General features: G+C 54.7%; 27 protein-coding genes. 6 read left to right on the top strand and 21 right to left on the bottom strand.

The window, feature by feature from the left end; all coding sequences use genetic code 11:
• Nucleotide 1 precedes the first annotated feature (1 nt).
• From LWH94_RS09720 to LWH94_RS19415, 7 genes are all read right to left on the bottom strand, one after another.
• The gene (locus LWH94_RS09720) at nt 2-1,228 is read right to left on the bottom strand and encodes a transposase (RefSeq protein ID WP_232902061.1); all 1,227 of its coding nucleotides are present in this window, start codon (nt 1,226-1,228) and stop codon (nt 2-4) included.
• Nucleotides 1,229-1,472: 244 nt separating this feature from the next.
• Complete coding sequence (locus LWH94_RS09715) at nt 1,473-2,372, bottom strand: ParB/RepB/Spo0J family partition protein (RefSeq protein WP_232902060.1); 900 nt, start codon at nt 2,370-2,372, stop codon at nt 1,473-1,475.
• Between the two features lie 96 nt (nt 2,373-2,468).
• Entirely contained in the window at nt 2,469-2,726 is a 258-nt protein-coding gene (locus tag LWH94_RS09710) for a hypothetical protein (protein WP_232902059.1), read from the bottom strand.
• 12 nt (nt 2,727-2,738) lie between these two features.
• Nucleotides 2,739-3,257 (bottom strand): hypothetical protein, encoded by a 519-nt coding sequence (locus LWH94_RS09705; RefSeq protein WP_232902058.1) that lies wholly within the window; start codon nt 3,255-3,257, stop codon nt 2,739-2,741.
• A gap of 54 nt (nt 3,258-3,311) precedes the next feature.
• Nucleotides 3,312-3,755: an NfeD family protein gene (locus LWH94_RS09700; RefSeq protein WP_232902057.1), complete on the bottom strand. Its 444-nt coding sequence runs from the start codon at nt 3,753-3,755 to the stop codon at nt 3,312-3,314.
• Between the two features lie 56 nt (nt 3,756-3,811).
• Nucleotides 3,812-4,480: an SPFH domain-containing protein gene (locus tag LWH94_RS09695; RefSeq protein ID WP_442914983.1), complete on the bottom strand. Its 669-nt coding sequence runs from the start codon at nt 4,478-4,480 to the stop codon at nt 3,812-3,814.
• 37 nt (nt 4,481-4,517) lie between these two features.
• Nucleotides 4,518-4,760: an SPFH domain-containing protein gene (locus LWH94_RS19415; protein ID WP_269802546.1), complete on the bottom strand. Its 243-nt coding sequence runs from the start codon at nt 4,758-4,760 to the stop codon at nt 4,518-4,520.
• Nucleotides 4,761-4,952: 192 nt separating this feature from the next.
• On the opposite strand from LWH94_RS19415, the gene LWH94_RS09690 reads away from it, so the two are divergent.
• Complete coding sequence (locus LWH94_RS09690) at nt 4,953-5,102, top strand: hypothetical protein (protein WP_232902056.1); 150 nt, start codon at nt 4,953-4,955, stop codon at nt 5,100-5,102.
• A 45-nt stretch (nt 5,103-5,147) separates the two neighbouring features.
• Here LWH94_RS09690 and LWH94_RS09685 read toward each other — a convergent pair whose 3' ends face one another.
• From LWH94_RS09685 to LWH94_RS09635, 11 genes are all read right to left on the bottom strand, one after another.
• A complete protein-coding gene (locus LWH94_RS09685) occupies nt 5,148-5,441 on the bottom strand; it encodes a helix-turn-helix domain-containing protein (protein ID WP_232902055.1) in 294 nt (97 codons plus the stop codon).
• A 40-nt stretch (nt 5,442-5,481) separates the two neighbouring features.
• Complete coding sequence (locus tag LWH94_RS09680) at nt 5,482-6,630, bottom strand: ParB/RepB/Spo0J family partition protein (RefSeq protein WP_442914982.1); 1,149 nt, start codon at nt 6,628-6,630, stop codon at nt 5,482-5,484.
• A 3-nt stretch (nt 6,631-6,633) separates the two neighbouring features.
• On the bottom strand, nt 6,634-7,419 hold the full coding sequence (locus LWH94_RS09675) for a ParA family protein (protein ID WP_232902054.1): 786 nt from the start codon (nt 7,417-7,419) through the stop codon (nt 6,634-6,636).
• 120 nt (nt 7,420-7,539) lie between these two features.
• Nucleotides 7,540-8,412, bottom strand: coding sequence for a hypothetical protein (locus tag LWH94_RS09670; protein ID WP_232902053.1), 873 nt, complete (start codon nt 8,410-8,412; stop codon nt 7,540-7,542).
• The gene (locus LWH94_RS09665; protein WP_232902052.1) at nt 8,409-9,356 is read right to left on the bottom strand and encodes an endonuclease; all 948 of its coding nucleotides are present in this window, start codon (nt 9,354-9,356) and stop codon (nt 8,409-8,411) included. Before LWH94_RS09665 ends, LWH94_RS09670 begins: the two co-directional genes overlap by 4 nt.
• Entirely contained in the window at nt 9,353-9,589 is a 237-nt protein-coding gene (locus LWH94_RS09660) for a hypothetical protein (protein ID WP_232902051.1), read from the bottom strand. Before LWH94_RS09660 ends, LWH94_RS09665 begins: the two co-directional genes overlap by 4 nt.
• A 2,002-nt stretch (nt 9,590-11,591) precedes the next feature.
• Nucleotides 11,592-12,707, bottom strand: a complete 1,116-nt coding sequence (locus LWH94_RS09655) for a hypothetical protein (RefSeq protein WP_232902050.1) — start codon at nt 12,705-12,707, stop codon at nt 11,592-11,594.
• A gap of 2 nt (nt 12,708-12,709) precedes the next feature.
• Nucleotides 12,710-13,510 carry a TatD family hydrolase gene (locus tag LWH94_RS09650; protein WP_232902049.1) on the bottom strand — a complete coding sequence of 267 codons (801 nt, stop codon included), beginning with the start codon at nt 13,508-13,510 and terminating at the stop codon, nt 12,710-12,712.
• Nucleotides 13,507-15,648, bottom strand: coding sequence for an ATP-dependent DNA helicase (locus LWH94_RS09645; RefSeq protein WP_232902048.1), 2,142 nt, complete (start codon nt 15,646-15,648; stop codon nt 13,507-13,509). The genes LWH94_RS09650 and LWH94_RS09645 overlap by 4 nt, the downstream gene beginning before the upstream one ends.
• Nucleotides 15,641-16,219, bottom strand: a complete 579-nt coding sequence (locus LWH94_RS09640) for a type I-E CRISPR-associated protein Cas6/Cse3/CasE (RefSeq protein WP_232902047.1) — start codon at nt 16,217-16,219, stop codon at nt 15,641-15,643. Before LWH94_RS09640 ends, LWH94_RS09645 begins: the two co-directional genes overlap by 8 nt.
• Nucleotides 16,216-17,028 carry a hypothetical protein gene (locus tag LWH94_RS09635; protein ID WP_232902046.1) on the bottom strand — a complete coding sequence of 271 codons (813 nt, stop codon included), beginning with the start codon at nt 17,026-17,028 and terminating at the stop codon, nt 16,216-16,218. Before LWH94_RS09635 ends, LWH94_RS09640 begins: the two co-directional genes overlap by 4 nt.
• Nucleotides 17,029-17,658: 630 nt before the next feature.
• On the opposite strand from LWH94_RS09635, the gene LWH94_RS09630 reads away from it, so the two are divergent.
• Entirely contained in the window at nt 17,659-17,865 is a 207-nt protein-coding gene (locus LWH94_RS09630) for a hypothetical protein (RefSeq protein WP_232902045.1), read from the top strand.
• A 55-nt stretch (nt 17,866-17,920) separates the two neighbouring features.
• Here LWH94_RS09630 and LWH94_RS09625 read toward each other — a convergent pair whose 3' ends face one another.
• The gene (locus LWH94_RS09625) at nt 17,921-18,499 is read right to left on the bottom strand and encodes a hypothetical protein (RefSeq protein ID WP_232902044.1); all 579 of its coding nucleotides are present in this window, start codon (nt 18,497-18,499) and stop codon (nt 17,921-17,923) included.
• 280 nt (nt 18,500-18,779) lie between these two features.
• On the opposite strand from LWH94_RS09625, the gene LWH94_RS09620 reads away from it, so the two are divergent.
• The gene (locus tag LWH94_RS09620; protein ID WP_232902043.1) at nt 18,780-20,096 is read left to right on the top strand and encodes an IS1380 family transposase; all 1,317 of its coding nucleotides are present in this window, start codon (nt 18,780-18,782) and stop codon (nt 20,094-20,096) included.
• 350 nt (nt 20,097-20,446) lie between these two features.
• Here LWH94_RS09620 and LWH94_RS09615 read toward each other — a convergent pair whose 3' ends face one another.
• Nucleotides 20,447-21,115 (bottom strand): hypothetical protein, encoded by a 669-nt coding sequence (locus LWH94_RS09615; RefSeq protein WP_232902042.1) that lies wholly within the window; start codon nt 21,113-21,115, stop codon nt 20,447-20,449.
• 217 nt (nt 21,116-21,332) lie between these two features.
• The gene (cadR, locus tag LWH94_RS09610; protein WP_008175821.1) at nt 21,333-21,767 is read right to left on the bottom strand and encodes a Cd(II)/Pb(II)-responsive transcriptional regulator; all 435 of its coding nucleotides are present in this window, start codon (nt 21,765-21,767) and stop codon (nt 21,333-21,335) included.
• A 98-nt stretch (nt 21,768-21,865) separates the two neighbouring features.
• On the opposite strand from cadR, the gene LWH94_RS09605 reads away from it, so the two are divergent.
• The 3 genes from LWH94_RS09605 (at nt 21,866) to LWH94_RS09595 (ending at nt 25,260) form a co-directional block, all read left to right on the top strand.
• Entirely contained in the window at nt 21,866-22,762 is an 897-nt protein-coding gene (locus LWH94_RS09605) for a cation transporter (RefSeq protein WP_008928737.1), read from the top strand.
• 197 nt (nt 22,763-22,959) lie between these two features.
• Nucleotides 22,960-24,318: an IS1182 family transposase gene (locus tag LWH94_RS09600; RefSeq protein ID WP_232902107.1), complete on the top strand. Its 1,359-nt coding sequence runs from the start codon at nt 22,960-22,962 to the stop codon at nt 24,316-24,318.
• 180 nt (nt 24,319-24,498) lie between these two features.
• Entirely contained in the window at nt 24,499-25,260 is a 762-nt protein-coding gene (locus LWH94_RS09595; RefSeq protein WP_009686175.1) for a ZIP family metal transporter, read from the top strand.
• The last annotated feature ends 196 nt before the right edge of the window (nt 25,261-25,456 follow it).

The raw sequence follows: 25,456 nt of genomic DNA, 5'->3' as shown, positions 1-25,456 counted from the left end.
CTCACGCAGCTTCGGCGTGTCGCCAAAGCGTGGAGAGCGTCACCGGGGTTCCCGGTGTGCGGGCAGACGTTGGCTGACCCGCACGGGCAGACGGCTTGCGCCGACCGCCCTGATAATAGACCAACCCTCTGGCCGCAATGTTGTACGCGGCGTTGAGGTCGGCGTGGTACCGCTTGCCGGAGGCGAACGTACACAGGCTGTAGTTACTCTCATCCCGCTTCACGGGGCCGGAGCCATCGAAGGCCTGGGAACTGGTGCCTCGGGCATAGACCAATACCGAACGAAGTCCAACTTCTTGCGTCTTGCTCTGAATCCGGTCCACCAGCATCCGATGAAACCACCGATGAAAGCGTGCTTTCATCGGGGAACGCTTGCGACCGGCTTTCGGGCGCCAACCCTTCAGGTTTTCGGCCACCACCGCGTCGCAGTGGTGGGTTAGCGCCAGATTGACCAGTTTCCGGCTGATCTGATGCGCCTGGTTGTCCGCCAGCCGCGTGAGGCGCTGGTGATCACGAGCGCAAAAGTCGGCTGGTAGCCGGCTACCGTGGCGCGTTTGTTTGCGCGCCTTCGAGCGGATGCGTTGCATCAGTCGATGCTCCCGGTCTTTATCGCGACGCCGGAGGAAACCCCGGGCGTGGACAGTGCCTTGATCATCGATCACGACCCAGGTGGCCGCGGTGTTGATGCCCACATCCACGGCCAGCACACGCTTCGGTGTCCTGACCGGCGCTGCCGGCGTGAATGCTTCCGGCAACGATAAACCCCACTGCTTCCCGTTAAAGGTCAGCAAGGGTGATTTCGCGGACCCGCGACCGCGATAACGAAGCTTTCCGGATAACCGGAAGCTCATCCAAAGCCAGTCGTTGCGGCACCGGACTTTGATGAAGGCCTGCGTGGCTTCTTCGTTCAGCTTGATACACTGACCACCGTACAGGCTGGGGAAGGTATTGGTGCTGGCGGTCAGCTTTGGCGGCCGCGAATGCGGGTGCCGGCGCTGGCCATCGAGCCAGTCGCCGTAGCGACTCATGAACGACCGAACCTGACCAACGGCGTCCATGATGGCCACCCGCCGCAGGTAGGAGGGGAATTTGTAGTACCGATTCTGGAAGTAGCGGTACCGAACACTCGGCCGCTTGGTGGTCGGATGGATAAGACCCTCGATCACGGCCACCGCCTCGTTGCCTTTGGCGGGGCCAACCGACGGCCAGTGCGTGAAAGCCACCGTCATCAGGTCTCGCACCAACCGACGATACAGCGCCAACGTCTCGGCCAGCGCGTCGCGCTGGGCCGGGCTGTCGGCGTGGATTCGGAGTCGATCGGAGCGAATAATGGTCATGCCAATACTGTATAAATAAACAGCTCCAAAGACAAGCCGCCTTGACTAGCGACTCATTCGAAGAATTGAGTCGTAGAATGCGGCGGCATTTTGTTCAAGGTTCCGCGCATCTGGGAGGACGGATCTTCAACACGAGTCACAGCGTCAGCTCCTGTTGTTTTTCATCCACCCTGGGCTCCGCTTCCAGTTCAGCCAGCTTCTCCCGCAACTCCTGGAGCTCCTCCACATCGTCTCTGGTCAGTGTGAGGGTAAACGTATCCCCTTCTTCCTTGAGGGTGTCCAGACGCTTGGTAAGCGAGCTGACGCTCTTGTGCATAGCCTCGACCACTTTTTTCCCGATCTTGGGAGCGTTCTTCTTTTCGACCTTCTTGCGAGTCACCTTTTTTGGAGTATCACCTGTTTCCTGCTGAGCTTGTTTCAGCACTGAAACTGCGTCTTCTCCGTGCTCACGGAACAATTCTGCTGCGTAGGTCGCCGCCACTTCTCCAGCTTGAATCATCTTCTTCAGTTCGAGCGGAAGCTCAAGCAGAGATCTGGCCTGACGAACATGCTCAGCCGTGCGGGCGACTCGCTCAGCAATTTCCTGGTCACTCCAGCCCCAGCGAGCCAAGCGGCCATAAATGACGGCCCTCTCCAACGGAGTCAGAGGTAACCCGTCATTACTGGTTGCAATGAGCAGCGTTTGTTCGGCTTCATCGCCTTTGTGCTCCAGCACCTGAACCTTACGGATGTCGGCCCCTTCCGAGATGGCCAGAAGAATGGCTCGACGCCGCCGATGCCCTTCACGCACAAAGACCTTCCCATCACGCACTTTAACGATGATTGGCGGCACATAGTCGCCACGCTTGTACGCATCCGCCAGCGAACGGATCCCGGCCTTAATGTCCGGACGCTCGTAGTAGTCTTCACAGAATGCGCCTCGCGTATTGAAACCGTCTTCCTCCAGGATCAGGTGGGGGGCGACGGAAAACAAATCGCTTTTTGAAACGTCCGTAGAGGCGCGGTTGAGTGATTTCAGTGAATTTACCTGTGCCATGAATGTCTCCTTCACTCCTTGGTTATCTTTATAGCATCATATAGTGATTCTATAAAATGCAAGGCACAATTTTCCTGTTGTTGGATCTATTTTCTTTCACATGTGAAAGTTCGACGGCTTGTTCCACTGACCCTGGACTTCCGCCAGCGCCTCAAATGTGCGGTCAAAGCATTTTTTCACCACCAAAGCTTGCTCCAGCTTCGAGGGTAGCGCCATTGAGCTTGCCAGCATCCACTGATCACCCAGGCGCGTGAACGCTATTACAGATTGTTCTCTTGGCCAGGAGGGGATTTGGCAATAGCCTTCAATGCGGGTTGGATCCCTTTCCGGCGTCACTTTAACTCGCACGGTCATCGGAGCAATTCCTTAAAACTGTTCGTCCAGACGGACTTTGAGCCTCTCCATAACGGAGTCGAATGCATCCAGGCCCAGGTAAGTTATTACGATCTCTCCCTTGCTAGGGTTGGCCTGGTTGGGTTTAACCTTTACCGGGTGCCCGATGGTATCTCCGATGTGAACAGCCAGTTGCTCGAAATACGCGGCATCAGGCCCAGCATCTTTGCCTGCCAGATCATCTTTGATCCGGTTCTCCAGTTTTCGGACGCTCCAACCATATTGCAGGGTCGCCCGGAGCATGTTTTCCTGCTGCCGCCCGGACAGCCTCACCAAAGCCCTTGCATGACCTTCGGAGAGTTGATTCTTCTGAATCAGAAACCGGCTTTCTGGGGTCAGTTTCCGGCTCAAGCGTTTGAGGTGGGAGAGCTGATACCGGGTTAAGCCTAATTCCGCTTTGATTTCTCGGGCAGACAACCCTTCACTCTCCAGATCTTCGACCGCCTCAACTCTCTTGATGATCGGAAGTTGCGCGAACTCAGTCGTTCCCATCTCTCGCCTCGTTGTCACGTTGCAACATCATGGGCATCCTGACAGCGTTTGTTGTCACGTTGCAACGGCGTCATCAGCCAAAACGGCTTGGTTGTGTTCAAACCTGGCAATAACCACCTCTGCACCATCCACCCTGCGACTTTCTGGAACCACCTTGGGGTTGGCTATCATCCAGTAGGTGCCTCTGGCAGAAACCTGCATCGTGCCATCTTCGCTGATCCTCAGTATCCCCGGCCCTCCGGTGAACGTGTAAAGATCCTCTTCGTCGGCATTGCCCTTTGCCACGCAACGATCACGGAACAAAAACATCAATACAGCGCCACTCAGCGCGGCTATCAAGAGCTGTACCCCCGTGTGTAGCTCGGGGATCAACAACGTCAAAAGCCCTGCGAATACGGCTCCGATCCCGAACCATAGAATGATGAATGTGCCAATAAAGACCTCGGCGGTCACCAGAGCAACTCCGGCAGCAATCCATATCCACCAAGCAAGTGTCATATTCGTCTCCTCAAAAGGCCCGAGCAGTGGCTCAGGCCTCGATCACGGTTATCGGTTCAGTGGGCCTTATTGGCCCGGCCCATCATGTCTTTCATCAGTGACAGGCTACCCAGCAGCTCGGTTGCTTCATAAGGCACCACAACCTTGTTCTGGGAATCTGAAGACGCGATACCGTTCCAAGCTTCAATGCGATCCTTGGCCAACAGGAATTCACCGGATTGCGGGTTCTCTCTGAGTGCCTCGGCAATCAGTTGCAGAGCTTCCTTCTGGCCTTCTGCATTGAGAATCTCGCGCTGACGGGCCGCTTCAGCCAGCAGGATGTCTTCTTTCTTCTTGGCTTCGGCCATACGCTCAATAGCCTCTGCTTCCAGGAACACTCGCTGGCGATCACCCTGAGCTTTGGCAATGGTGGCATTCTTGTCCGCTTCCGCCTTTGTTTCGATGGCACGACGTTCACGGGCTGCACGAAGCTGCATTTCCATTGCTTCCTGCACATCGGCAGGAACAGAGATGTCACTGATTTCGACACGGGTGACCTTTGCACCCCAACCGCCAGAGGCTTCATCCAGAGCTTGCTGGAGAGACTGATTCATTTCTTCACGGCTGGACAGGGTTTCATCCAGCTCCATTTTGCCGATCTCAGCCCGCAACGTTGTCTGTGCCAGTTGAGCAATGGCGGTCTGGAGGTTGTCGATTTCGTAAGTGGCCTGCTTCGCATCACTCACACGCAGATACACCAGGCCATCAATGGTAATGCTGACATTATCCTTTGTGATATACGTTTTGCGGGTGCAGATTAACGAGCTGTTCCTGGGTCGTGAATTTCTCTCGGATGGTGTCCACGAAAGGAACGATGAAATTCAGCCCGCCACTCAGGACGCGGTTATACCGCCCAAGACGTTCGACCACCTGAAGTTCGGCTTGCGGCACGATCCGCACCGACTTGGCCAGGGTTGCGATGATAAGTGCGGCAATCACGCCGGTAACGATCAGGGTAATGTCCATAGCTTCCTCTGTTATGGTAGTGGTTGATATTACGGTATCGAATTATGATCTCTTGTAAACCAAAACACAAGACCGTGTATTGGTGTCTTGAAATTATTATTTGATCCTATAATATCAAAAAAGAAGGGCCGCACCGCTCTCTCACCTTCGTTGCAGCCCTTCTCACGCACACATCACACTGGAGGAGGACGTATGCGTACCGAGAATCATAGCAAAAAGACCGTAGCCCTTGCCGAGTTCATGCGCTGGCCGCTTTCAAAGCGGCAACGCTTCATCGAACGGGAGATGCCTGACACACCCACTTTCATCAAGGCTCCCCTTCTTCGGCCCACTCTCCATTAACGAAAAAACCCCGCTTCGGCGGGGTTTTGTTCTATCAATACAGCATTATTCAGCGTTGGCAACAATTTCCGGATACCGTCGATGAAACGCATCCTGGTCGATGATGCCCCAATCCATGAGCATGTAATATCCGGTTGCCCCTCGCTCCCCCCCGGTGTCCCGGACAAAGAGTATTCGCATCCCGAATTCACGGCGCATGGCCGCCAGTTGTCGCTTGATTGTCGGTTCCGGGATCTTGGTTTCCCGGTGGAGGTCGTGAATGCTCGGCTGTTCAGCGGTGGATAAGGCCCTGATCAGATCGAGCTTACGCCTCATGTCACTGGATATTTTCATAGGCATGTTATGGCCCGGCTATGCCGGGCTCCACTCTTTCCGGTTATCAGGCTTCCATCCCCACTAATTCAATCTCGGAGGCCAGCACTTTGATTTCCTTTTCACCGCTACCTTCAGCCACCTTCACCCAGACCTGTTTGGGATCCTTGCAGACACGATCCAGAAGCAGAATCCCGCGTTTGATGTCCGTCTCGGTTGGGACGTTGACCACCACAATGAGGTTTTGCGGCTCGGTGAACCTCCAGTCTTTGTCAGCCGGAAGCGGCGGCATGGCATCCTGGTGCTTGGGCTCGGGCTTTTTCTTCGTCTCTGAATCAGACTTTTTCTTCGGTTTCTGGGCGGCCTGGCTCTCTTCACCGCCCTCTTCGCCGTCACCCTGTTCGTTTGCACTTTCCGAACCATCCTCCGTTTCTGGAGGCATGTAGCCCCCTGACTCCGGCTGTTCGGATTCGCCACCGATCACACCAGCTACTGGGCGATCCTCGCCTTGTGCGGCTTCAGCCGCTTCTTCCGGCTTCTCAATTTCCGGATTCTTGGCGGCGTTGAGAATTTTTCGACTGACTTTTCTTGAGATCCCACCGAACTCCAGTGCCCGGTCACACGCTTCCTCGCACATTTCCTCGCTAATGTCGTACAACAGTCGCAGGTTGTTCAGTGTTTCGGTGTCGCCGCAGATTCCCTGCTCGTACAGATCCATGACGCAATCGGGCAGCTTGAGCAACGACAGGTGTGTTGAAACATAGACGGCTGTCTTGCCAATTCGTTTGGCGATGTCGGCCTGCTTCCAGCCCTCATCCGCAAACTTTTTCAGCGCGTAGGCGATTTCCATCGGCTCCAGATCGTCTCGCTGAATGTTCTCTACCAGCTCGCCAGCCGTTTCATCCAGCTCACTCTGGGCCTTGTCGTTCACGATAATATCAATCGTCTCAATCCCGGCCACACGCAACGCCCGCCAGCGGCGCTCACCTTTCTGGATAACGTATTTACCCTGCTCGTTTTTCGGGTAGACGATGATCGGGGTCTGCTGCCCCTCTTCGAGCATGCTGTCAGCCAGCTCTTCGATGTTCTTGAAGTTTTTTCGTACCTGCTCTTTGGACTCCACATCATCCAAAGAAACGGTCAGAACCTCTTTTCCTTTCCGGCCAGCCGCGACTTTCGCCAGGTCGGACAGTCCCTGAAGATTTCCGATAGCCATGTGTTACCCCACCTTAGCCAGCAATTCATCCAACACCGCCTCAACTTCTCTGGCGGCCACATGCCCGTATCGCAACTCCCAGACAGGGATGCCCTCGGTAATGGCAAAATCCAGAGGCGGACGGTGCATGATTTTGTTCTTAAACAACAGATCCGGAACCGAAGATTCCAGCTCTTTCAGCGAGCGGTCATGATTCACCGACCGATCCATGTCGTTGATGATGATGCCCAGGATGTTGAGCTGGTTATTGTACCCTTCCCGGATACCCACAATCGTTCTCAGAAGGCCTTCCACGCCATCGACAGCAAACCCAGAGAGCTTCACCGGACAAACAACGTGGGTAGACATCAGCAAGGCTGCCACGAGCTTACGGCCCAGGCTTGGCGGACAGTCGATCAGGACGTAATCGTACTGATCGAACAATTCAGCCATGTTCTTGGCCGGGTTCATTGCCTGGTCTAGTGGCACCGCCTCCATCTCGAACAGATCCGGATCGTTCTTGGGGGTGTGGATCAGATCCACACCAGAAGGGCACTTGATAACCTCAATCTCCGGCACAGAGTCTTTAAAAAGATCTGCCGTCTTTGTGCCGCTGAGGATTGGTTCAAACGACCCGTCTTCATGCGTTTGCCTTGGGGCCAGCCTGCTGGAAGTGTTTCCCTGCCCGTCCATGTCCACGACCAACACTTTCTTACCCTGCTTAATCGCCAGGTAGAAGGCCGTCTGGATACAAAGGGTGCTTTTTCCTACGCCGCCTTTCTGGTTGGCGTAGCTGATCACTTTCGCCATGAGTACCTCATTCGTTGCATTGGTCTGCCCCAAGTCTTGTTCTGCTGTGACAAACGATTCTATAGCGCATATTTTGATACCGCAACACTTCTATTTGGTTCTATTAGAACATTATTTGCGTCACAAAACTGCCAACTGGTGTTGCTCTGATGCGTCAAAATGAATAATTACCTTGCGGATGTTCCTCGCCGGATCTCTCTTCGCCATCGGGAATTTGCGACGATAAAAATACCGCACCAGTCTTGCTCGCCATTTACCAAGGTTTTGTACTGGAGACACCTCCACTGCCATTGGTGTGAGGCCGGAGGGCATGAATCGGCTCACCAGTCTGCGGATCTTTTCTTCCGGTTGGCCACCAAACAGGTGCGAATGCATAACGATGGTTGATGGGAGCTTGTCATAAGCGAGGGCCGCTTCAAGTGCCGCTTTTATGGCCCGCCCAAGCTGGCCGTCCGTTTCGTTGACATGCAGCTCCCAGCTCTTACCAAACCTTCGTGGAGTCACCAACAGACAATTCGCGCTGGCTGATGGTATGGACGCGAATCCAAGAAACGTGCCTTGGGTGGTCAACGCAATTGCCCAGGCCGCCGTGATCAGGAACACGACAACCCCAAACGATGCCAGTAGAAACACCGTGTTCACCACAACCCCCGGAAAAGCCGCATCTGCGTGAAAGGCGTGATTAAAAGCCACACCAATCCCTGCGGCTAACAGCGCAGCAGTCGGAAGCGTTAAACCAAGCAGAAGAGCCGGAGCCCACCGAACGATGACCCCCGTTCTCCTGGCCAGCACACCAAATACGTTGAGCTTTCTTTGCTTGCTTAGTGTTGTCACGTAACAACAAAACACCCACCCCACCCCGCAAGCTACGAAACTGGCCCACATGAATCCCGATACCTGCCAGTTCTCACCTGTTGGGTACATAGAGAAAACCGCCAGTAAAAGTCCAGCGGTAATGCTGGCACATACCCCCAAGATCCATTTGATACTCATCGGCAATTACCTGCCTTTCGGTAACCGGCTGCCCTGGCCTCCGCTTCGGTAACAAACTTCACAATGTTGTGAGAGCTGATCCGGTCATAGCTTGGACAGCCCACCGGCAAATGATAGATCTTGCTGTTCCGGTTCCCCCGGATGATGATGGATCCTTCGGGTTCAACTCCAGCTTTGGTCTGCATTCCGCCAGCGATTCCTTTCAATCCGGCACCGCTGTTCTTGTGGCCCAGCCGCCAGGACTTCTCTCCAGTCACAAAGGGATTGTTGTGCCCAACCATTCGGGCAATGCGAGCGTCACGCTCCCGCTCCCAGGCGGTAACAGGGTATTCCTTGTGCCAGGCCATCATGAGCTGCTGTTGCTGGCGACTCATGCGTAGGTTGTACCGGTCATGAATGTAGAAATACGTGCGAGCGATCCGACCACGAACCTCCGGGCGAGGCTCCACTACGCGCTCCTTGAAGTCCACCTCGAAGTCACACTGCCCGTAAACACGCGGCTCGCCAGGGATCATGCCAAACTGGTAGTTCGAGCGGTCGGCATTCGCTTCTCCAACCGTAGGGACAAGGTTGTGGGGATCTGCTTCCATCACGCGGAACACCGGATCTGACGAGCGACAATTGCGGCGACCGCCCTCCTGCCAGCACTGGCGCTGATGCCCCATCACCCACGCTGGAACCACATGCTCCCACTCTGTTCTTTCTGCACGGTTTTCCTGAGCGCGGGTTTCATATCCGCAGCTTGCCCGGTTCACCCTTCCCCCAGACTCGCCCACCCAGCGCCAATCACAGCCGCAATAGAAAGTACCCTCACTGCCTCGGGCCTGATCAAAGTAGACCTCTTCTTTGAGCTTCTGCTTGGCTGTTCTGAAGTTGTCGATGTCCGCTGACGCGGTGCTGACAACCAACAACAAGCTGACAAGTAATACCCAGGTCTTTCTCATGCCGCTTTTTCTCCGTTGTTCAGATTAAACACTTCGATGGCAATGCGTTTCGCTTCCTTGATGTCTGCTTTCAATGCCGTGGCCAGGGCGGCATAGGTGGTTTGCCTTGCCCTGGTTAGCCCGTCGTTACGCCTTTCAAGAAAACTGGAATGACACCTATCCAGGGTGCGGGAGGTTTTAATTGCCTCATTCAAGGCATCGCGTAACGCAATCAACTCTTTTGTTTCTGGCATTTTCATATCCCGGTCGCAGAACCATAGATCTCATAGAGTCATTTTATGATTCTGTAATAAAAATGCCACCCCATGAACTTTCACATGTGAAAGTTCTGAGGACTCAGGGATCCAACAGTGCAGACTTCCCTACCGTTAATCGTCCGCAGGTGCGAAATGCGCGAATTTTCACATGTGAAAGTTGCCACGGCTCAGATTGCACCGATGACAGCACTCACCCATTGTTACTCGCGCCTCCCCTTAACTGTAATTACGATAATTACCGTATTTACAATTTAACCGGCTATCCCAATAACAGTCACGGCACGGCAGGCATTATCGAGACACTCCCCCGCTCACGCGGGAAACACTACTGGGTGCATTGTGTGGACAGAACACCTTTCGGTTCACCCCCGCTTACGCGGGAAACACGCGGCGGAAAACCCGCTTTCCGTAACATTCACAGGTTCACCCCCGCTTACCCCCGCTTGCGGGAAACACAGGACTTTTTGGAGCCTCTCGCTCTTTGCGCCCGGTTCACCCCCGCTACGCGGGAAACACTGATTGGCGACCAGGCGTTTAATGTGCTGCAACGGTTCACCCCCGCTCACTTGCGGGAAACACTCAAACCACTTGCCCTTACCGTAACCGTGTCGCGGATCACCCCCGCTCACGCGGGAAACACCGCACCAGTCGGCCCACTGCCGCCGGATTCTACGGATCACCCCCGCTTACGCGGGAAAAACATGAGTTTGCCAGTGGGGTATTCGTTTCCCTCCGGTTCACCCCCGCTTACGCGGGAAACACCTCCGTGCTCGACGTGCGTGGGTACGAATACAGGGATCACCCCCGCTCACGCCGGAAACACTATATCGAATCGGTGGTACTGGATAGTGATCCCGGTTCACCCCCGCTCACGCGGGAAACACTGTTTTACTGAGTCTGGCGAGGTTCGAGACTACGGTTCACCCCCGCTACGCGGGAAACGCTGATACTGTCGGTTTTCGAGTAAAATCCAATCCGGTTCACCCCCGCTCACGCGGGAAACACACCTCAATGTGTGCGGTCATGAGAAAACCCTCCAGGTTCACCCCCGCTCACTTACGGGAAACACCGGTCTGTAATCTCACCATCCGGTGTGACGCGAGGTTCACCCCCGCTCACCACGCGGGAAACACGTTACCGAGATACCGACACAATGCCCGATCGGCGGTTCACCCCCGCAACGCGGGAAACGCTCGTAGAACTGCTCCACATCCCCCCAAACCAACGGTTCACCCCCGCAACGCGGGAAACGCTTTGCTCACTGGCCAATGAGTATTCATGGGTCCGGTTCACCCCCGCTTAATACGCGGGAAACACCGGTCTGTGATTTCCCCGTCTGGCGTGACCTTAGGTTCACCCCCGCTCACTTGCGGGAAACACCGGTCTGTAATCTCACCATCCGGTGTGACGCGAGGTTCACCCCCGCTCACCACGCGGGAAACACGTTACCGAGATACCGACACAATGCCCGATCGGCGGTTCACCCCCGCTCACGCGGGAAACACGTGGTTCGCGAGAGAATGGCTCCGGTGTCGTGCGGTTCACCCCCGCTCACGCGGGAAACACTAAGCCAAATCGTTAATCATTTCCGGTGTCACCGGTTCACCCCCGCTCACGCGGGAAACACCAGCAAAATCGCCGGAGCGGTGATCGTATCCGGGGTTCACCCCCGCTTACGCGGGAAACACCTCCCGGAAACTGACTAACCACCAGCCACGAACGGTTCACCCCCGCTTACGCGGGAAACACCTGTAGCTGGGAGTGCTAGGAGTTGCGTATTCCGGTTCACCCCCGCTTACGCGGGAAACACGTGGCCGGGGACGCTGACGAGTCGGAACTGTGCGGTTCACCCCCGCTTACGCGGGAAACACGGCGTGTAGAGACTCGTTGGCCAGCTCCTGGGCGGTTCACCCCCGCTTACGCGGGAAACACTCCAACATATAGATGGGCACCTACCGCATACATCAACATGTTGGGCTTAATCGGAATAGAGAAACTTCGTGAAGTCCAGACCAGCCGCCTTGATGTCCTGCTTAGCGTTCTGCCAGACCTCAAAGCTCTTTTCCAATACCTTATCGTCTGTGTAGTCCTCCAGCTCAAACTCTCCGAAGGACAGGGCAACGCGCCCGATTGTTTCCGATCTCAATGCCCCAGGCGTCCGGGTCATAACATCCCATTCTGCTCTAACCTCACCGCAACCGTTCCGGAAGTGTGCCCCAAGGAATGGTTTTTCTGAGAAACGTAGCAACGTGTCAATGAAGAGTCCGATCTCGATGTCTGTTGCGTTGCTGAGCACAAACTTATGATCCATTTCTGTGCCCGGTATGATGGCCTCATAGCCTCTCATCAAATGCTGAATGGACGTTTTGGAGCCTTCCTTGTCGTTCTCCAGCCGTGCGATTGATTCCTCAATCTTATTCAGTTGTTTTTTTATGGATGCTTTCTCTCCATCACCTGCTGCATCACGCAATTGACGCCTCAGCGCTTGCTGTTTCGCTTTCTCTTCCCGGATCTCACCCTGTTTGGCGTGATCATCAACCAGGATCTTTTTCAGTCGTTCCATTTCATCCGGTTTGATAAAAGCCGTTTGCGAGGGATCCCGGCTAAAGTCTTCTGTCCGCACTCCCTGACCGTGGATGAAAACGCATTTTTCATTCGGCTCGTTAGGAGTCATATCACTGATTGAGAGATGACCGGGCATTTTCCAACGTCCGAATAAACTCAACATCGGGTTAACAGAGCGCAGATCGCGTTCGCTAAAAATGAAGCCTAGAGAGGGATTTTGGTTCGTTCCTCCGTTGGAGGACGTATCAACCCCCTGAGTCAGCATGTAATGGACATCAATAGAAAACGGTTTTTCGTCGCCTGTAGCCAACACTGTTGCTTCTCGCACCAGATCCCGACAGGCACGGCGCAAGGTTCCGCTCAACGTGGAGCCAGGGAAATAGACAGGTGTTTTTTCTGCTTTAGCACCTGCCCGTGGCAGTCGGGTTGGTTCTAACTTCTCCCCAAAGTCGTCTTTTGGTCGGCCAACTGCCAGCGGGGAAACCGCAGTAACTTTACCGTTCAAAACCAAAGTCTGTGTGTTTGTCATGATCAAGCTCCATCCAGTGCTGATGTGTCGTCGTAGATTGTTCGGATCCGTTCGGGCAAGTAGCAGGGCTCTCCCTGCTCGCCCCGAAACGGGGGCATCAAGAGTGCGTCTTCAATGAGAAGTTTTTCAGGATTTCTTAGTTGGTAATCGCTATCCAGTGGTATGGGTCTGGCGAGATCCCGGTTAGGATCCACGATGCTGTAATCCTTTCTTTCGGGCATGGCTCTCACCCGACCGATGGTGCCAAAGCCGATAGAGGCGTTCACACCGATGGACGCCAGATAGAACTCCATCAGGCTGGCGATAGCGCCGCCGTTGCCTACGCCATGAAACACAAGGCTTTCGGCCCAATACGCCTTCCACTGGTTCATGCGTATCCGGTACTTACCTCCCAGCAATTCGAGTTTCTTGTATGGTTTTCGCTTGCCAAACGGAGCAATGAGATCCTCGTGCAAATCTTCTTGTCTCATGGCTCCGACCGTGCTTCGATCCCTGGCAATCACCTCCTTAATCGGGGCCGCCCTGGAGGGTTTCTTGATCACTTCTTTTGGATCAATGTTCCAGGCGTTGCCTTTAAGAAAGTCCTCGGCAATATGTAGTTCTTTCCGAACAAAAAACGCGCATGACGAGGCATGGAAAAAGCGCCCATTGAACTGGAGATAGTCATGCAGCTTCTCCCTTGCGGTGTCCGGACACCCGTAATTGAGGTACAGGCAATGCCAGAGCAAACCTTCGAGCCGCAGTGGCCGTGATCCCAGGACAACCGGTGTTTTAAGCTCGACTTCCAAGCGGAACGGTTTCATACAGATTCCACCTCGCTTTTTGTAACGCCCTGCCTGAAACCTCTTGCCACTTCATCAAGCGCCTTAAAGCTCCCATCCGCCCAATAGGTTTGGGAGTGTCTCTGGTAGCTCTCCAGAAAGCGTTCTGGTATGGCGCGTTTCAGATTCGTCCATGTTTTATTCGTTGCGATGGATATGGGCCATGGGAAACGCGGGTCAGCAATCCAGACTGTGCCAACGTCAGTACGCTTTCGGATCAGACGGCCTACCCCTTGACGGAACTTCCGTATGGCCCTGTTCTGACGGGCAGCCTGAAGCCAGCCTTCCAGCTTGTCGTCCCTTAATTTGGGGTTCCAATCTTTCCAGTGGCGGATCATCACCTTTTCCCGGAACGGGTTGGGCGGCGGCGTGGGGATACGGGTGATCATCAGGTTCTGGAAAAGCTGGCCGCCATCGTTGTCCCGAAGAGACACACCTTCCCAGGCTGCCGGTGTCAGTAGCACTCCTTTGTGCTCCTGGAACTGCGCCAGCTTCTCTTTCAACGCTTCCCCAGGCCGATGGACAATGACCGGCACGTGGGTCAGCAATTCACCCAGACGCATGGTTTCCTCATACGAAGAAGTCAGCACCAACAACGGCCCTCTTTCGGACGCAACGGTGATGAGACTGGCGGTGTAGGCCAACCAGCTTGGCGAAAGCGCCACGACGATCTGCTCCTGTTCATCGAGGGTTTTGGCAAACGGGGCCGGGATCTGGGGAAACGTCAGTATGAAACGCATATCCCCAAACTTCTCCGGCCTGTAGAAATCACCCTCTTCAAACAGTTCTGCCCTCACTCCAAGCCCGCCCTGAATGGACTTGAAAGAGCCTTTGTTGCCATCAGACAACGTGGCACTGGTCAGCATTAGCCGGGCATTAACACCTTTTTCCCGATTAACCATCTGGTTAATCACGGCGGCAGGCTTGGGATATGTGACTTCCAGTGCCGAAATGCCTTTGATGGGCGAGCGGCTAATGCCCAGATACCCGTACTTGTGATCTTCGTTGTTAAACTCTTTCAGAAAAGCGAAAGAGTGCTCCAATTCCTCCACAAGCATCTGTGTGTCGTTATCAAGGTTCTTGGCTCGCTTTTTAAGCAAGCCGAGAATTCCTGACGCATGGGAGACGATGATTTCCCGCTGGCCGTGAACCCGCTCTGTCAGGTCAGCACCATCCTCCAATAAAAGAGAGCGTTTTTTATCATCGTGATATTCCGGGCAGGCCTTACAAATCAGGCCTTCAATGGCCTTGGCGGCATTAATCGCTTCATAGGCTTGTGATCGTCTCTTGGGAGTAAGGTGAGGCTCCAGGACGCTGAGCAAGCGCCTGATACGACTTGGCCAGAACTTTTTGCCCATGAAACTCTCTGCCGCCCGCTCAAAGCCATCGGCTTCATCCAGCACCATAAACTCAATGTCTCGCCCGTCTTTGCGCCCGAGCATTGTGTTGTATTTGGCGTCGATGATAGCGACCGTATGGGACGTAATAATAAGGTCGGCATCTTGCGCACTCAGCCGGTCTTTTTGGAATTGATCGTTACCGTGCTCTGAGCTGTCCTTAGTCTTAATCGCAATGCCATCTTCGGTAATACCCTCGGGCAGAGCCTCAATTTCACTCAAAAACGTCTCCAGAAGCCCGTCTTGCGCCAAACAGCTTTCCATGGCCTGGAGGTACGGCTGCTGCTTTTCTTCCGTCAGATAGTTATTCAGGAGCAGCTTCAGGCGGTTCGGATTCAGGTAATGATTCGCACCAATGACCTGTGCAATGCTTGCAATCCGGTAGCCACAGTCATCGAGATAATCTTTGGCCAGGGCCAAATCGCCTTCCTGCATGATCTGGTTCTGAAGGTGAACCGTGTGAGTTGCCACCAGACCACGCTTTCCAGTGAAGGACAGGTGCAGCATGAGCGGAATCATGTACCCCAGGGTTTTCCCGATTCCTGTTTCAGCTTCCATCAACGCTATTTGCTTGGTATCGCCCTGGAGCCAGCGGGCGACATCAATCGCGTAACGATGTTGTTCCGGCTCAAAGGTCAGCCCCTGCCTGACTAGCCAGCCTTCGGAGTTAAAGCACTGATCTACCGCTTCGATCAGTTGAGTGGGGGTGCATTTGTTACTCATCAGAGATGTCCTCCATCATCCCAAAGCCATAACCTTTTTTTCGTCCGATACCGTTAAGCCAGGCTGACGCCGCATCCACGGGATTGACCACTTCCAGTGTCATGGTGAAGCTCAGACTGGGCACGGAAAATTGTGTCCCGGCCCGCTTGATCCGACTGCGCTTAGGGTTGCCCCAAACAGCATCCTTGAGGGCGAAGCCGTGACGACCAACCAGATCTGTAAGCCACTGATGCAATTCGTCTGGTCTGCGATCCCGGTAGCGATACCGTTCACCGGGAATTTGTGCCATCGTGACAATCTCCGCCCTACTCCGAAGGATGCGGCCAGGCTCGAATGTTTGACTGTGCTGTTGTGTTGGTATGTCTTTCGGTAGGGACTGACCCCGGAGCGTAACCATAACCTGACCCTTCAGGCCGGGGTGTTGCAGCACCGAGTAGATGTAGTCCCTTTCGAGCTTGGAGCCTCGCAACTGGCTTACCGCACTGTAGACCTGGGCATGAATATCCTGCCGATTTGCTGAATCAGGAAGCATCAACCCTGCTTCCTGGTAGCTGACCGTCATCGGGTTCATTTCTTTTGCTCCGCATTTTTCAGCATTGTGCCGGCCAGCTTCAGGACGTAGTTTCTCGCGTGTGGATCCGCTGGCATTTTCTTGTGTAAAGCGGCTATGGCAGGGTTCTCATCGACCAGTTTGAGCAGCGCTTCTTCTCGTTCGGATGAGATGTACCTCGTGGTTTTCGCTCTCATGAGGTCTATCCAGCCGAGCCCCTTGTTCGTCAGTAGCTTTTTGGGTATCCCTTGCAAATCGTCTGGTTGCACCAATTCGTGCGGCCTGACCGAAATAGCCCCTTTCCCGCCATCACAAAACCAAAACATCCGCCCCGGCTCCGACACCTGGAGGCTGGAGATAAATTTCTCGCGGCTTTGCCCTACCGCCGAAACCAGCAGGAACGGTTTGTCTTCTGGCACCTTTTGAAGCGCATCAGCAATGCAATCATCGCCAGAAAGAGGAATTACTTCGTCGAACAGGGGCTCCAGCGATGTGAGCTTCTCGAAGTGTGTTTTCGTGGCATAACCGATGCTCTTCGTCTCAGTGACCAGCATGCCCAAGGAGGAGATTCCGGCCAGACTCTTTATTTTGCCTGTGCCGAAGTATTCCGTGTCCGGCATCACTGCGCTATGGCAGCTCAAACACCGAATTTCCGTGTAGTCGTAGGATTTTTCGTTTACGTAAACATCCTTGTAATACCACTCATCTGAGGGCCGCTCGCAGTACGCACAGGTAACCCTATGCTCCACAGGCAGAGCCGACTTCATGGCTTTCTCTACAAGCGGCTTCCCTAGTGTTGTTGCCAAAAAATCAATACCAGCCAGCGTCATTTCCCAACTCTCACAGGTTCATTTTTTGATACGATAATAAAAAAAGCGGCTTTGCTCAACTGTTTTTGTGACGGAGTTTCGATTTAATGATTACATCAATTTTAGAAACGAAAGAAACCGACTTCCGAAAATTTCATTGAATTTTCCAGGTCAGTTTCTTGGAGGTGCTAAGCTATGAATGAAACTGTCATTCACTAGGAGAGAGCGATGTGGAGCTTATGGCCTTACGCTAAAAAAGTGCATATCCCAACGGGCTTTTTTCTTGAGCCTTTACCCGAATCAGAACGACCAGAAGCCGCAAACGACCCGATTTTCTAGCCAGAAAACCCTCATTTATTCGGACTTGGGCGGTTCAGAACCTATCCATAGCAAGAGCCCTAGCAGGATAGGCAGGCCGCCCAGGATCCGTTCCCATCCTTTCAATGAATGGCCCCCAGCGCCCGTGGTGCCCGGCAGCTCTCCCCCTAGCGCAAGAAAAGCTCCAAAGCAGATGATGGCTACAGCAATGAGTTTGATCTTCCAGTGGTCTGACATGACAATCCTTGAAACTGGCGCGGGTCGCCAGAAAAGTTTCACATGTGAAAGTCCTGAAGGCTTACACAGATCCCATCTCACAACCTGGAGCAAACTATGCCACTGGACGGACTATTCACTCCCAAAAGCCTTGATCACTACCGGGCAATGGCTGTCTCAGGGAGCTATCAAGCCAATCTCAACCAAAGCCAGGTTGCGGCAGTTCTGAAGGCCCATGACTACGGGCTCGCCATACTGACTCCCGAGGAAACTCGGCTGGTTGAACAGGTGATGAGTGTCTTGAAGGATCAGATTTGGCCTTAACCCGGAAAGCGCCTCACCATTTGTTGTCACGTTGCAACATTTCACGAAATCAGGCCTATCCCTTTTTGGTCTTGGCCCTGTGCTGATCAATCGCCTCAAATACTTCTGAGACATCGACTCGCTTGACGGGTGTCCTCGGGATGCTTCCGGGGGGAACATCTTCCAGCCTTACCGGTTTGGAGGGCTTCTTTTCCTTACGCAAGCGGACGTAGTGCCACCGGATAGCAGCCGCTTCGCAGAGCCGGGCATCAAGCCACTGCTGGGTCAGGTCGGACGCTTCAATGATTTCACCTTCAACCGCTCGATAGCCTGTCGTCAGGCTTTGAGCAGTTGTCACAACAACACGCAACTTACCGTTTTTCCAGCAGATAGAGATCACAACACCAATAATGCCGGTGTCCAGGCGTTTTCTAGGCCCGGTGGGTGCGGGATACCAGGGGCGTGAGTCCACCTCTTCTCGCTGCGAAAGATCTCTCCAGGCCTCTTCAAGCGTTTTGAAGTAACGCTGCTTGTTGGCATGGGTCGATCTCCAGAGTCCGCAAGAATTGAAACTCAGCCCTCTGGGAAGGTACAACGTCTCTCCCTGCACTTCCGTTTTCCGACATCCCGGCCTTGGCACTGAGAAGTCGGGCATTTCCTTATCCGCTATTAGCTGGGAGGTGCGTTGTTCTGACATATCGTTACTGAGTTGAGTTAATGTGGCCTTGCCGGATGAATTGCACCAGCGGAGTTAATCGCATCTTCTTGGGCCTGGCAAGGTCAACATAGCTCAGGCCCGCTCGGGGCAGTCCCTGGACATACCCCTGAATCCGTGACTTCAACGAGCTGAACTCACGCCCAAAGCCTGCAATAACAAGGCTTAGAGCGATATAATAGCATCTGACACCCATTCACCCAGTTAGTGCTTTCGGCTCATGCGTACCTTCACTCTCCAGCAATCCCGAACCGAAGTCTATACACCCAATGGCGGGCTGGCCCTGGTCGGTCATTGCCTGAACCGGCATACATCGCTCACCAAAACCGCCCGCACCGTCGTCAAGCGGCACGGTATTCCGAACATTGAACTGATCCGGACCTATCTTGGCCTGATCACGCTGGGCAAGAGTGACTTCGAGGCGGTCGAGCCGGTTCGAACGGACCCATTTTTCAAGTCTGCCCTGGGCATCAAGCAATCGCCATCGTCGGCCCGGTTGCGCCAGCGATTTGATGAAGACGCTCAAGGCCTGACACCCCTGCTGGACGATGCCAGCGTCGAGTTTCTTCAGTCCGTCGAAGCTCCGGTGTCACCTCTGGCGATGGGCCACGTTGCGCTGGATATGGATGTCTTTCCCATGGACAACAGCCAGACCCGCAAAGAGGGTGTCAGCTACACCTACAAGGGTTATGACGGCTATGCGCCGATGGCCGCCTACCTTGGGCAGGAAGGCTGGTGCCTGGGTTGCGAGCTGCGCCCTGGCAGCCAGCACGCCAACAAGGGATTTCTCGATACCCTCAAACGGGTGTTACCCCGGGCTCGATCACTGACGGATAAGCCCATTTTGTTGCGCCTGGACAGCGCACACGATGCCCGTGCCAATCGCGATTTCCTGCGCGAGCAGGACCAGGTCGACTTCCTGATCAAGTGGAACCCTCGTAAAGAGGATCCGCTCGTCTGGGCGGACAAGGTCCAGGCCCGGAAAGCCTGGTCACTGGAGCGCGATGGCAAGATGGAAGCGGTTCTGTCGGAAGCGATTCCGGACGAGCCCGGTCTGCGTCGCATCGTGAAGGTCACCGTTCGTACCAGCGATGCCGAAGGCCAGCTGTATCTCGAACCGGAAGTCAGCCTCGAAGGCTGGGTGACCTCGTTGCCGGCCGAAGTAGCCGACGAGCAACACATCATGGCGCTGTACAGCGATCACGCCACCAGTGAGCAGTTCCACAGCGAGTTCAAGACCGACCTGGACCTGGAACGACTTCCGTCCGGGAAATTCGACACCAACAACCTGGTCATGGCCTTCGCGACGATGGGTTACAACGTGTTGCGCTGGATGGGTCTGCGACTGACCGGCCCGGATGCACCGGTTCGCCACCCGGCCAGGCGTCGCCGCCTGAGAACCGTGATGCAGGAAATCATGACCATGGCCTGCCGCCTGGTGCACAGTGGCCGGCAGTGGATCCTGCGATTTGGCCGGCACTGCCCAGGCTTTGCGGTTTACCGCGATCTTTATCGGGGCCTTGCTTCCGCCGGATAGGCCAACTCAACCACTGGCAAAAAGCAATCCTCCCGGAATCCTCTGCCGGGACAGCCCGCTATTGCCTAAACACTGTATGCTGGTTATTTATCAACCAATCTCGGGCCGTCGGTTGCTCCCGCTCTTTGCTTCCTGACCTCAAAGTCAGAATCTCACCCAGTTATCGCCTCTTGTTGGCGCAGAGGTGGGCTTGACGGGTATATTGGCGAGCGAAGTCACTGATTCAGGATACCTTTTCAACCACTGCCTAACCTGGCCACTATTCTCGGATTGGCTGTACGCTTCATCAATAATGATCGTCATCGTGCGTCCTTTTCTTTCACATGTGAAAGTCGCTTTTCACCTATCGGCTACTGACTCATTACACGCATTTCTGAATCGACGGTGATTTTGCTAACGCCTTGACAGTCCTGGCACTCCAGGGCGTAGGTGTGCTTGCTCTTACGCACCTTTGTTTTCTTGGAGCCGCAGGCTGAGCAGTCGCTTTTCATGGCTGTGTTTGTATGGCATTTGGGGCATTCAGTGTAATAACCGAACTTCCCATACTTAGCGACCAAACCCTTTGTTTCGTTGCACTTCTTGCAAGCCAGTGCCCATCGAGCATCTACCGAAGACGTTTCACGCCGTTTTTCCTCGGATTTATGCTTTTCCTTGGCCTCCTTCTTTTCCGGGGCTTTAGGCTCAAGCGCCTCAACTGCTTCGACTTTTGAACTTCCTGCGGATTCCAACCCCTTCAACTCATTCGAGATAGCCTGCATTTCCTTATCGGTAAAGGCTGGGCGGGTATCAAGTTTGAGCACACTGAACTTGTATTTCTTAATCAGATCCTCAACTTTGGCTGGGATCTGGTCGGCTTTTGCAATGAGGTTGTTGATGTCTTCGGGGATTTCATCCCTTCGGATCAGAGCTGAGCTGGAAAGCGCCACCAGAACATCGTAGGTTCGACCACCAAAACCCTTCTGCAATCCCAATAGTTTCCCAAGAAGATCCTTATCTCGGCTCTTGAGGTACATCTTCAAGATTTTGGGTATCCGGATTTTTTGGTTGATTGGCTCATATCATGATGACGGAACCAACCATCAGCTCAGCGGATTACCTGGTTGATGACGACTCTTCTTCACGGCCCCTGCAAGTTTGCAGCAACGCCCAGGTTCGCATGCCGAGATACGCAGTGAGGCTTCGCGATCAACACACCATGCATTCACAATGTCACTGCAAGGTCCGGCATGTCTCTGCTCAGTCCTTACGGCCTGAGCTAGCCCTATACAGCTGTTGTTTGCTCTCCTCGCTGATCCCCGTCAGGATGCCGCAGGCATTGATCTCCCGACCCTCGTTGCAACTCGCCCTCAGTGAAACGAGTTGTTGCTCAAGCGCTTGCAGAGCAGTTATCTGCGACCGCACATGAGAGATGTGGTCATCGAGCATGGCGTTGACGGCGGTACAAGGCTGGCGAGGGTCGTCCTGATAGCTCTGTAGCTCGCGAATCTCTGTCAGTGACAGGTCCAGAATTCGGCAGCGGCGGATAAAGGCAAGCCACTCGCCATGCTTCTCGGTATAGACACGGTAACCATTCTCCTGCCGTTCTGGCGGCGGCAACAGGCCCTGCTGCTCATAGAAGCGGATCGTCTGCGTGTCGATACCCGCTATCTGGGCTAACTGACCAATGCGCATCAGGCTTACTCCTCAACGGATCATCTGTCCCATTGACCTTATAGTAGCTATATAGTTTTTAATACTAGCAATCTATGTTGGTTAACTGGAGCCGTATCGTGAGTAAAGCCTGTGGTGGCCCATGTAGCTGCGATGCAACGCCTGCAGCGGATACCGATATGCCGGTCTCCTCCGAAGCGTCAGGGGAATGGGTCAGCGTGTATGCTGTGCCGAAGATGGATTGTCCCTCAGAAGAACGGATGATCCGCTTGGCGCTGAACGGCTTTGATGAGATTCGAACGCTGTCCTTCGACTTGTCGAACCGCCGATTGGAGGTCGTGCATGACGGCGAGGCTGAGCCCATTACCGCGAAACTGGCGACCTTGGGGCTAGGCGCCTCTCTTCAGGAAACCGTCATTGCCGACCCAGAGACGATCAAGGCCGCTGAGAGCTCGGCAGTCTCTGCTACGCAGGAGTCAGGCACTCTGCGCGTGTTGCTCGGTATCAATGCGATCATGTTCGTGGTGGAAATGACTGCTGGCCTGATCGCCCAGTCTACCGGCCTGATCGCTGATTCCCTGGATATGTTTGCCGATGCAGCCGTCTATGGCCTGGCTCTCTATGCCGTAGGGCGCAGTGCGAAAATGCAGGTACGTGCCGCGCATCTGGCAGGGGTACTGCAACTGATTTTGGCTATCGGCGTACTCGTCGAGGTGGTGCGACGCTTTGTTTTCGGTAGTGAGCCTGAATCGCTGATGATGATGGCGATCGCCTTCGTCGCGTTGATCGCCAATACCGGTTGCCTGCTGTTGATATCCAAGCACCGCGAAGGCGGCGCGCATATGAAGGCAAGCTGGATATTCTCGGCCAATGATGTGGTGATCAACATGGGCGTCATCGCCGCCGGTGCCTTGGTCGCCTGGACGGGGTCCAGCTACCCTGACCTGATTATCGGTACCATCGTGGGCCTGATCGTCCTCAACGGCGCTCGGCGCATCCTGGCGCTCAAGGGGTGAGGCTGCACGGTACGCAGCTATCGATGCCTGGGACACTTGATCGAAGTGGCTGTACAAGCGCGCTAGGCCTGAACGACAGCATATAGCGCGAAGGCTCGGAGCCAGCAAGGTAGCGTATCTAGCAGCCTGTCGGACTTAACCAAGCAGTATCGAAGTGAGATAATCAATACGACACGGGCCACAACCGGACTTCAATGATGGGACACTTTGTACTTGCCGATCGGGACACTGACTTTCTGCTTCCCCCTTCCATTCAGGATTGGTTGCCGGAGGATCACCTGGCTCGGTTTGTCGTTGAAGTGGTTGATCAACTCGATCTGTCTGCGCTCACCCGACAATACACGGGGCGCGGTTCGCGGGCCCATCATCCTGCCGTATTGCTCAGCTTGTTGATTTATGGATACGCGACCGGCGTTTTCTCCAGCCGCAAAATTGAACGAGCCACCCACGACTCGATTGCATTCCGTTATCTGGCGGCCAACACGCATCCTGACCATGACACGATTGCCACCTTCCGCCGGCGCTTCCTTCCTCAGATTGAGGCTCTGTTTGTCCAGGTTCTGCTGCTGGCTCGGGAAATGAATCTGGTGAAGCTGGGCCGGATCGCTCTGGATGGCACCAAGGTGAAAGCAAACGCCAGTAAGCACAAAGCGTTGTCCTATGCACATGCAAAAAAGATCGAGGCACAACTCAAAGCGGAAGTGAGCGCACTTGCCGCCCAAGCTGAGGCGGCAGATCAGGCGCCGGTGGTTGAGGGTATGGATATCCCCGCTGAGATCGCTCGGCGTGAATCCCGGCTGGAAGCACTGGCTGAAGCGAAGCGGGCGATTGAGGCACGAGCACAAGAGCGCTTTGAACAGGAGCAGGCTGACTACCAGCAAAAACAGGCCAAACGGCAGGCCCAGAGGGACGCCGGAAAAAAGCCTCGGGGCCGGGCGCCTAAACCACCGCAGCCCGGCCCTCGGGATACCGATCAGGTGAACCTGACCGATGAAGAATCGCGCATCATGCCCGTCTCCGGCGGCGGCTTTGAGCAGTGTTACAACGCTCAGGCCGGGGTGGATACCGAGACGATGCTGGTTATCAGTACGCACATGACCCAGGCGACAAACGACAAACAACAGATCGTTCCAGCCATCACCCGGATAGGAGCGTTGCCGAAGGCTCTCGGCACCGTTACGGATCTGCTGGCCGATACAGGGTACTTCAGTAAAGCCAACGTCCAGGCATGCAGGGAGAAAAACATCCGGCCGTCACTGGCGGTGGCGCGTGATCAACACCACTTATCCGTGTTTGATCGGTTCGCACCCGATGATCCGGCGCCTGTCACGGACGACCCAGTGACACAGATGAAACACCAGTTAACAACCCAGTCCGGACGAGCACTGTATGCACTGCGAAAACAAACGGTGGAGCCCGTGTTCGGAATTATCAAACAGGTGATGGGCTTGAGACAGTTCTCGATGAGGGGACTGGAGAAGGTTGCGGGCGAGTGGACGTTAGCCACGCTGGCGTGGAATGTGAAGCGGATGAGCGTGTTGAAAATGGCGCAGTGAGGGCCTTTTCACCCGCCCAAAGGCCGATCTGGTGCACCTCAAGGTACCATAGAGGCTAACCTGGACTCTCTGATGACCACTAACGGTCAAACTCGGGAAGCCAAGCGAACAAGACAACTTTAAATAACGCCTGTCAGGTGCAAGTCCGACAGGCTGCTAGGAATCAACTAAGGAAGGAAGATGATGGATAGTATCTGGCTGGTACTCGGCCTGGCGCTGTTGCCCGCCTTAGGCAATTTTAGTGGTGGGCTCGCTGCGGAGGCCTCCCGAACTACCGGGCGCCGTCTCAATTACGCCCTTCACGGCGCTGCCGGCCTCGTCATTGCGGTGGTGGCGGTTGAAATCATGCCGCGCGTGCTAGAGAACCTCTCAGCCTGGGTAATCGCCCTCGCTTTCGCGCTGGGCGGCATTGCTTACGTAGGTATCGAGAAGCTCGTTGAGAGTCTCCAGAAGCGACAAGGCCAGCAGGGAGAAGGCGGTCAGACGAGTGTCTGGATGATCTATATCGCCGTATCCATCGACCTGTTCAGCGATGGCCTCCTGATCGGGGCGGGGTCGGCGGTCTCACCGTCGGTCGCGATAATCCTGGCGGCGGGTCAGGTTCTCGCCGATGTTCCTGAGGGCTTTGCGACGATCGCCACCATGAAAGATAAAGGAATCCCTCGTAGCAAGCGGATACTGCTCTCTGCTTCCTTCGCGATTCCTGTGCTCTCGGCAGCCGTCTTTGCTTACTTCGTACTCAGGAACCAGCCGGAGGCATTTAAGCTAGCGGCACTGACGTTCACGGCAGGCCTTCTCACGGTCGCTGCCATCGAAGATATGGTCTCCGAGGCTCACGAGAGCGGTGACGATACGCACATCTCACCGCTGGCTTTCATAGGCGGCTTCGTCCTGTTCGTTCTGGTATCAGCGGGCTTGGAAGGGGTGGTATCGCAAAGCTAACGTACTGCTCCCCAACACAGCCACTGTCGTGCTGGCCGAATACGAAGCAGCTCCCAGCTTACGGCGCACCTAGTCGAGTCCAGAAACATTCACTTTGCCACCCTGGCCAGCCGGCCGAATGAATTGACGCAGCTTGATTAAGCGGAGCAAGAAAGCATGAGCCACAGGGTTGATCCTGGATTCGGAGGCGAGAGAG

It is taken from the genome of Marinobacter sp. G11, from assembly GCF_021282325.1.
GTDB classification, from domain to species: domain Bacteria; phylum Pseudomonadota; class Gammaproteobacteria; order Pseudomonadales; family Oleiphilaceae; genus Marinobacter; species Marinobacter vinifirmus.
Note: the sequence above shows the minus strand (reverse complement) of the source record. Positions and strands in the feature narration are given on the sequence as shown.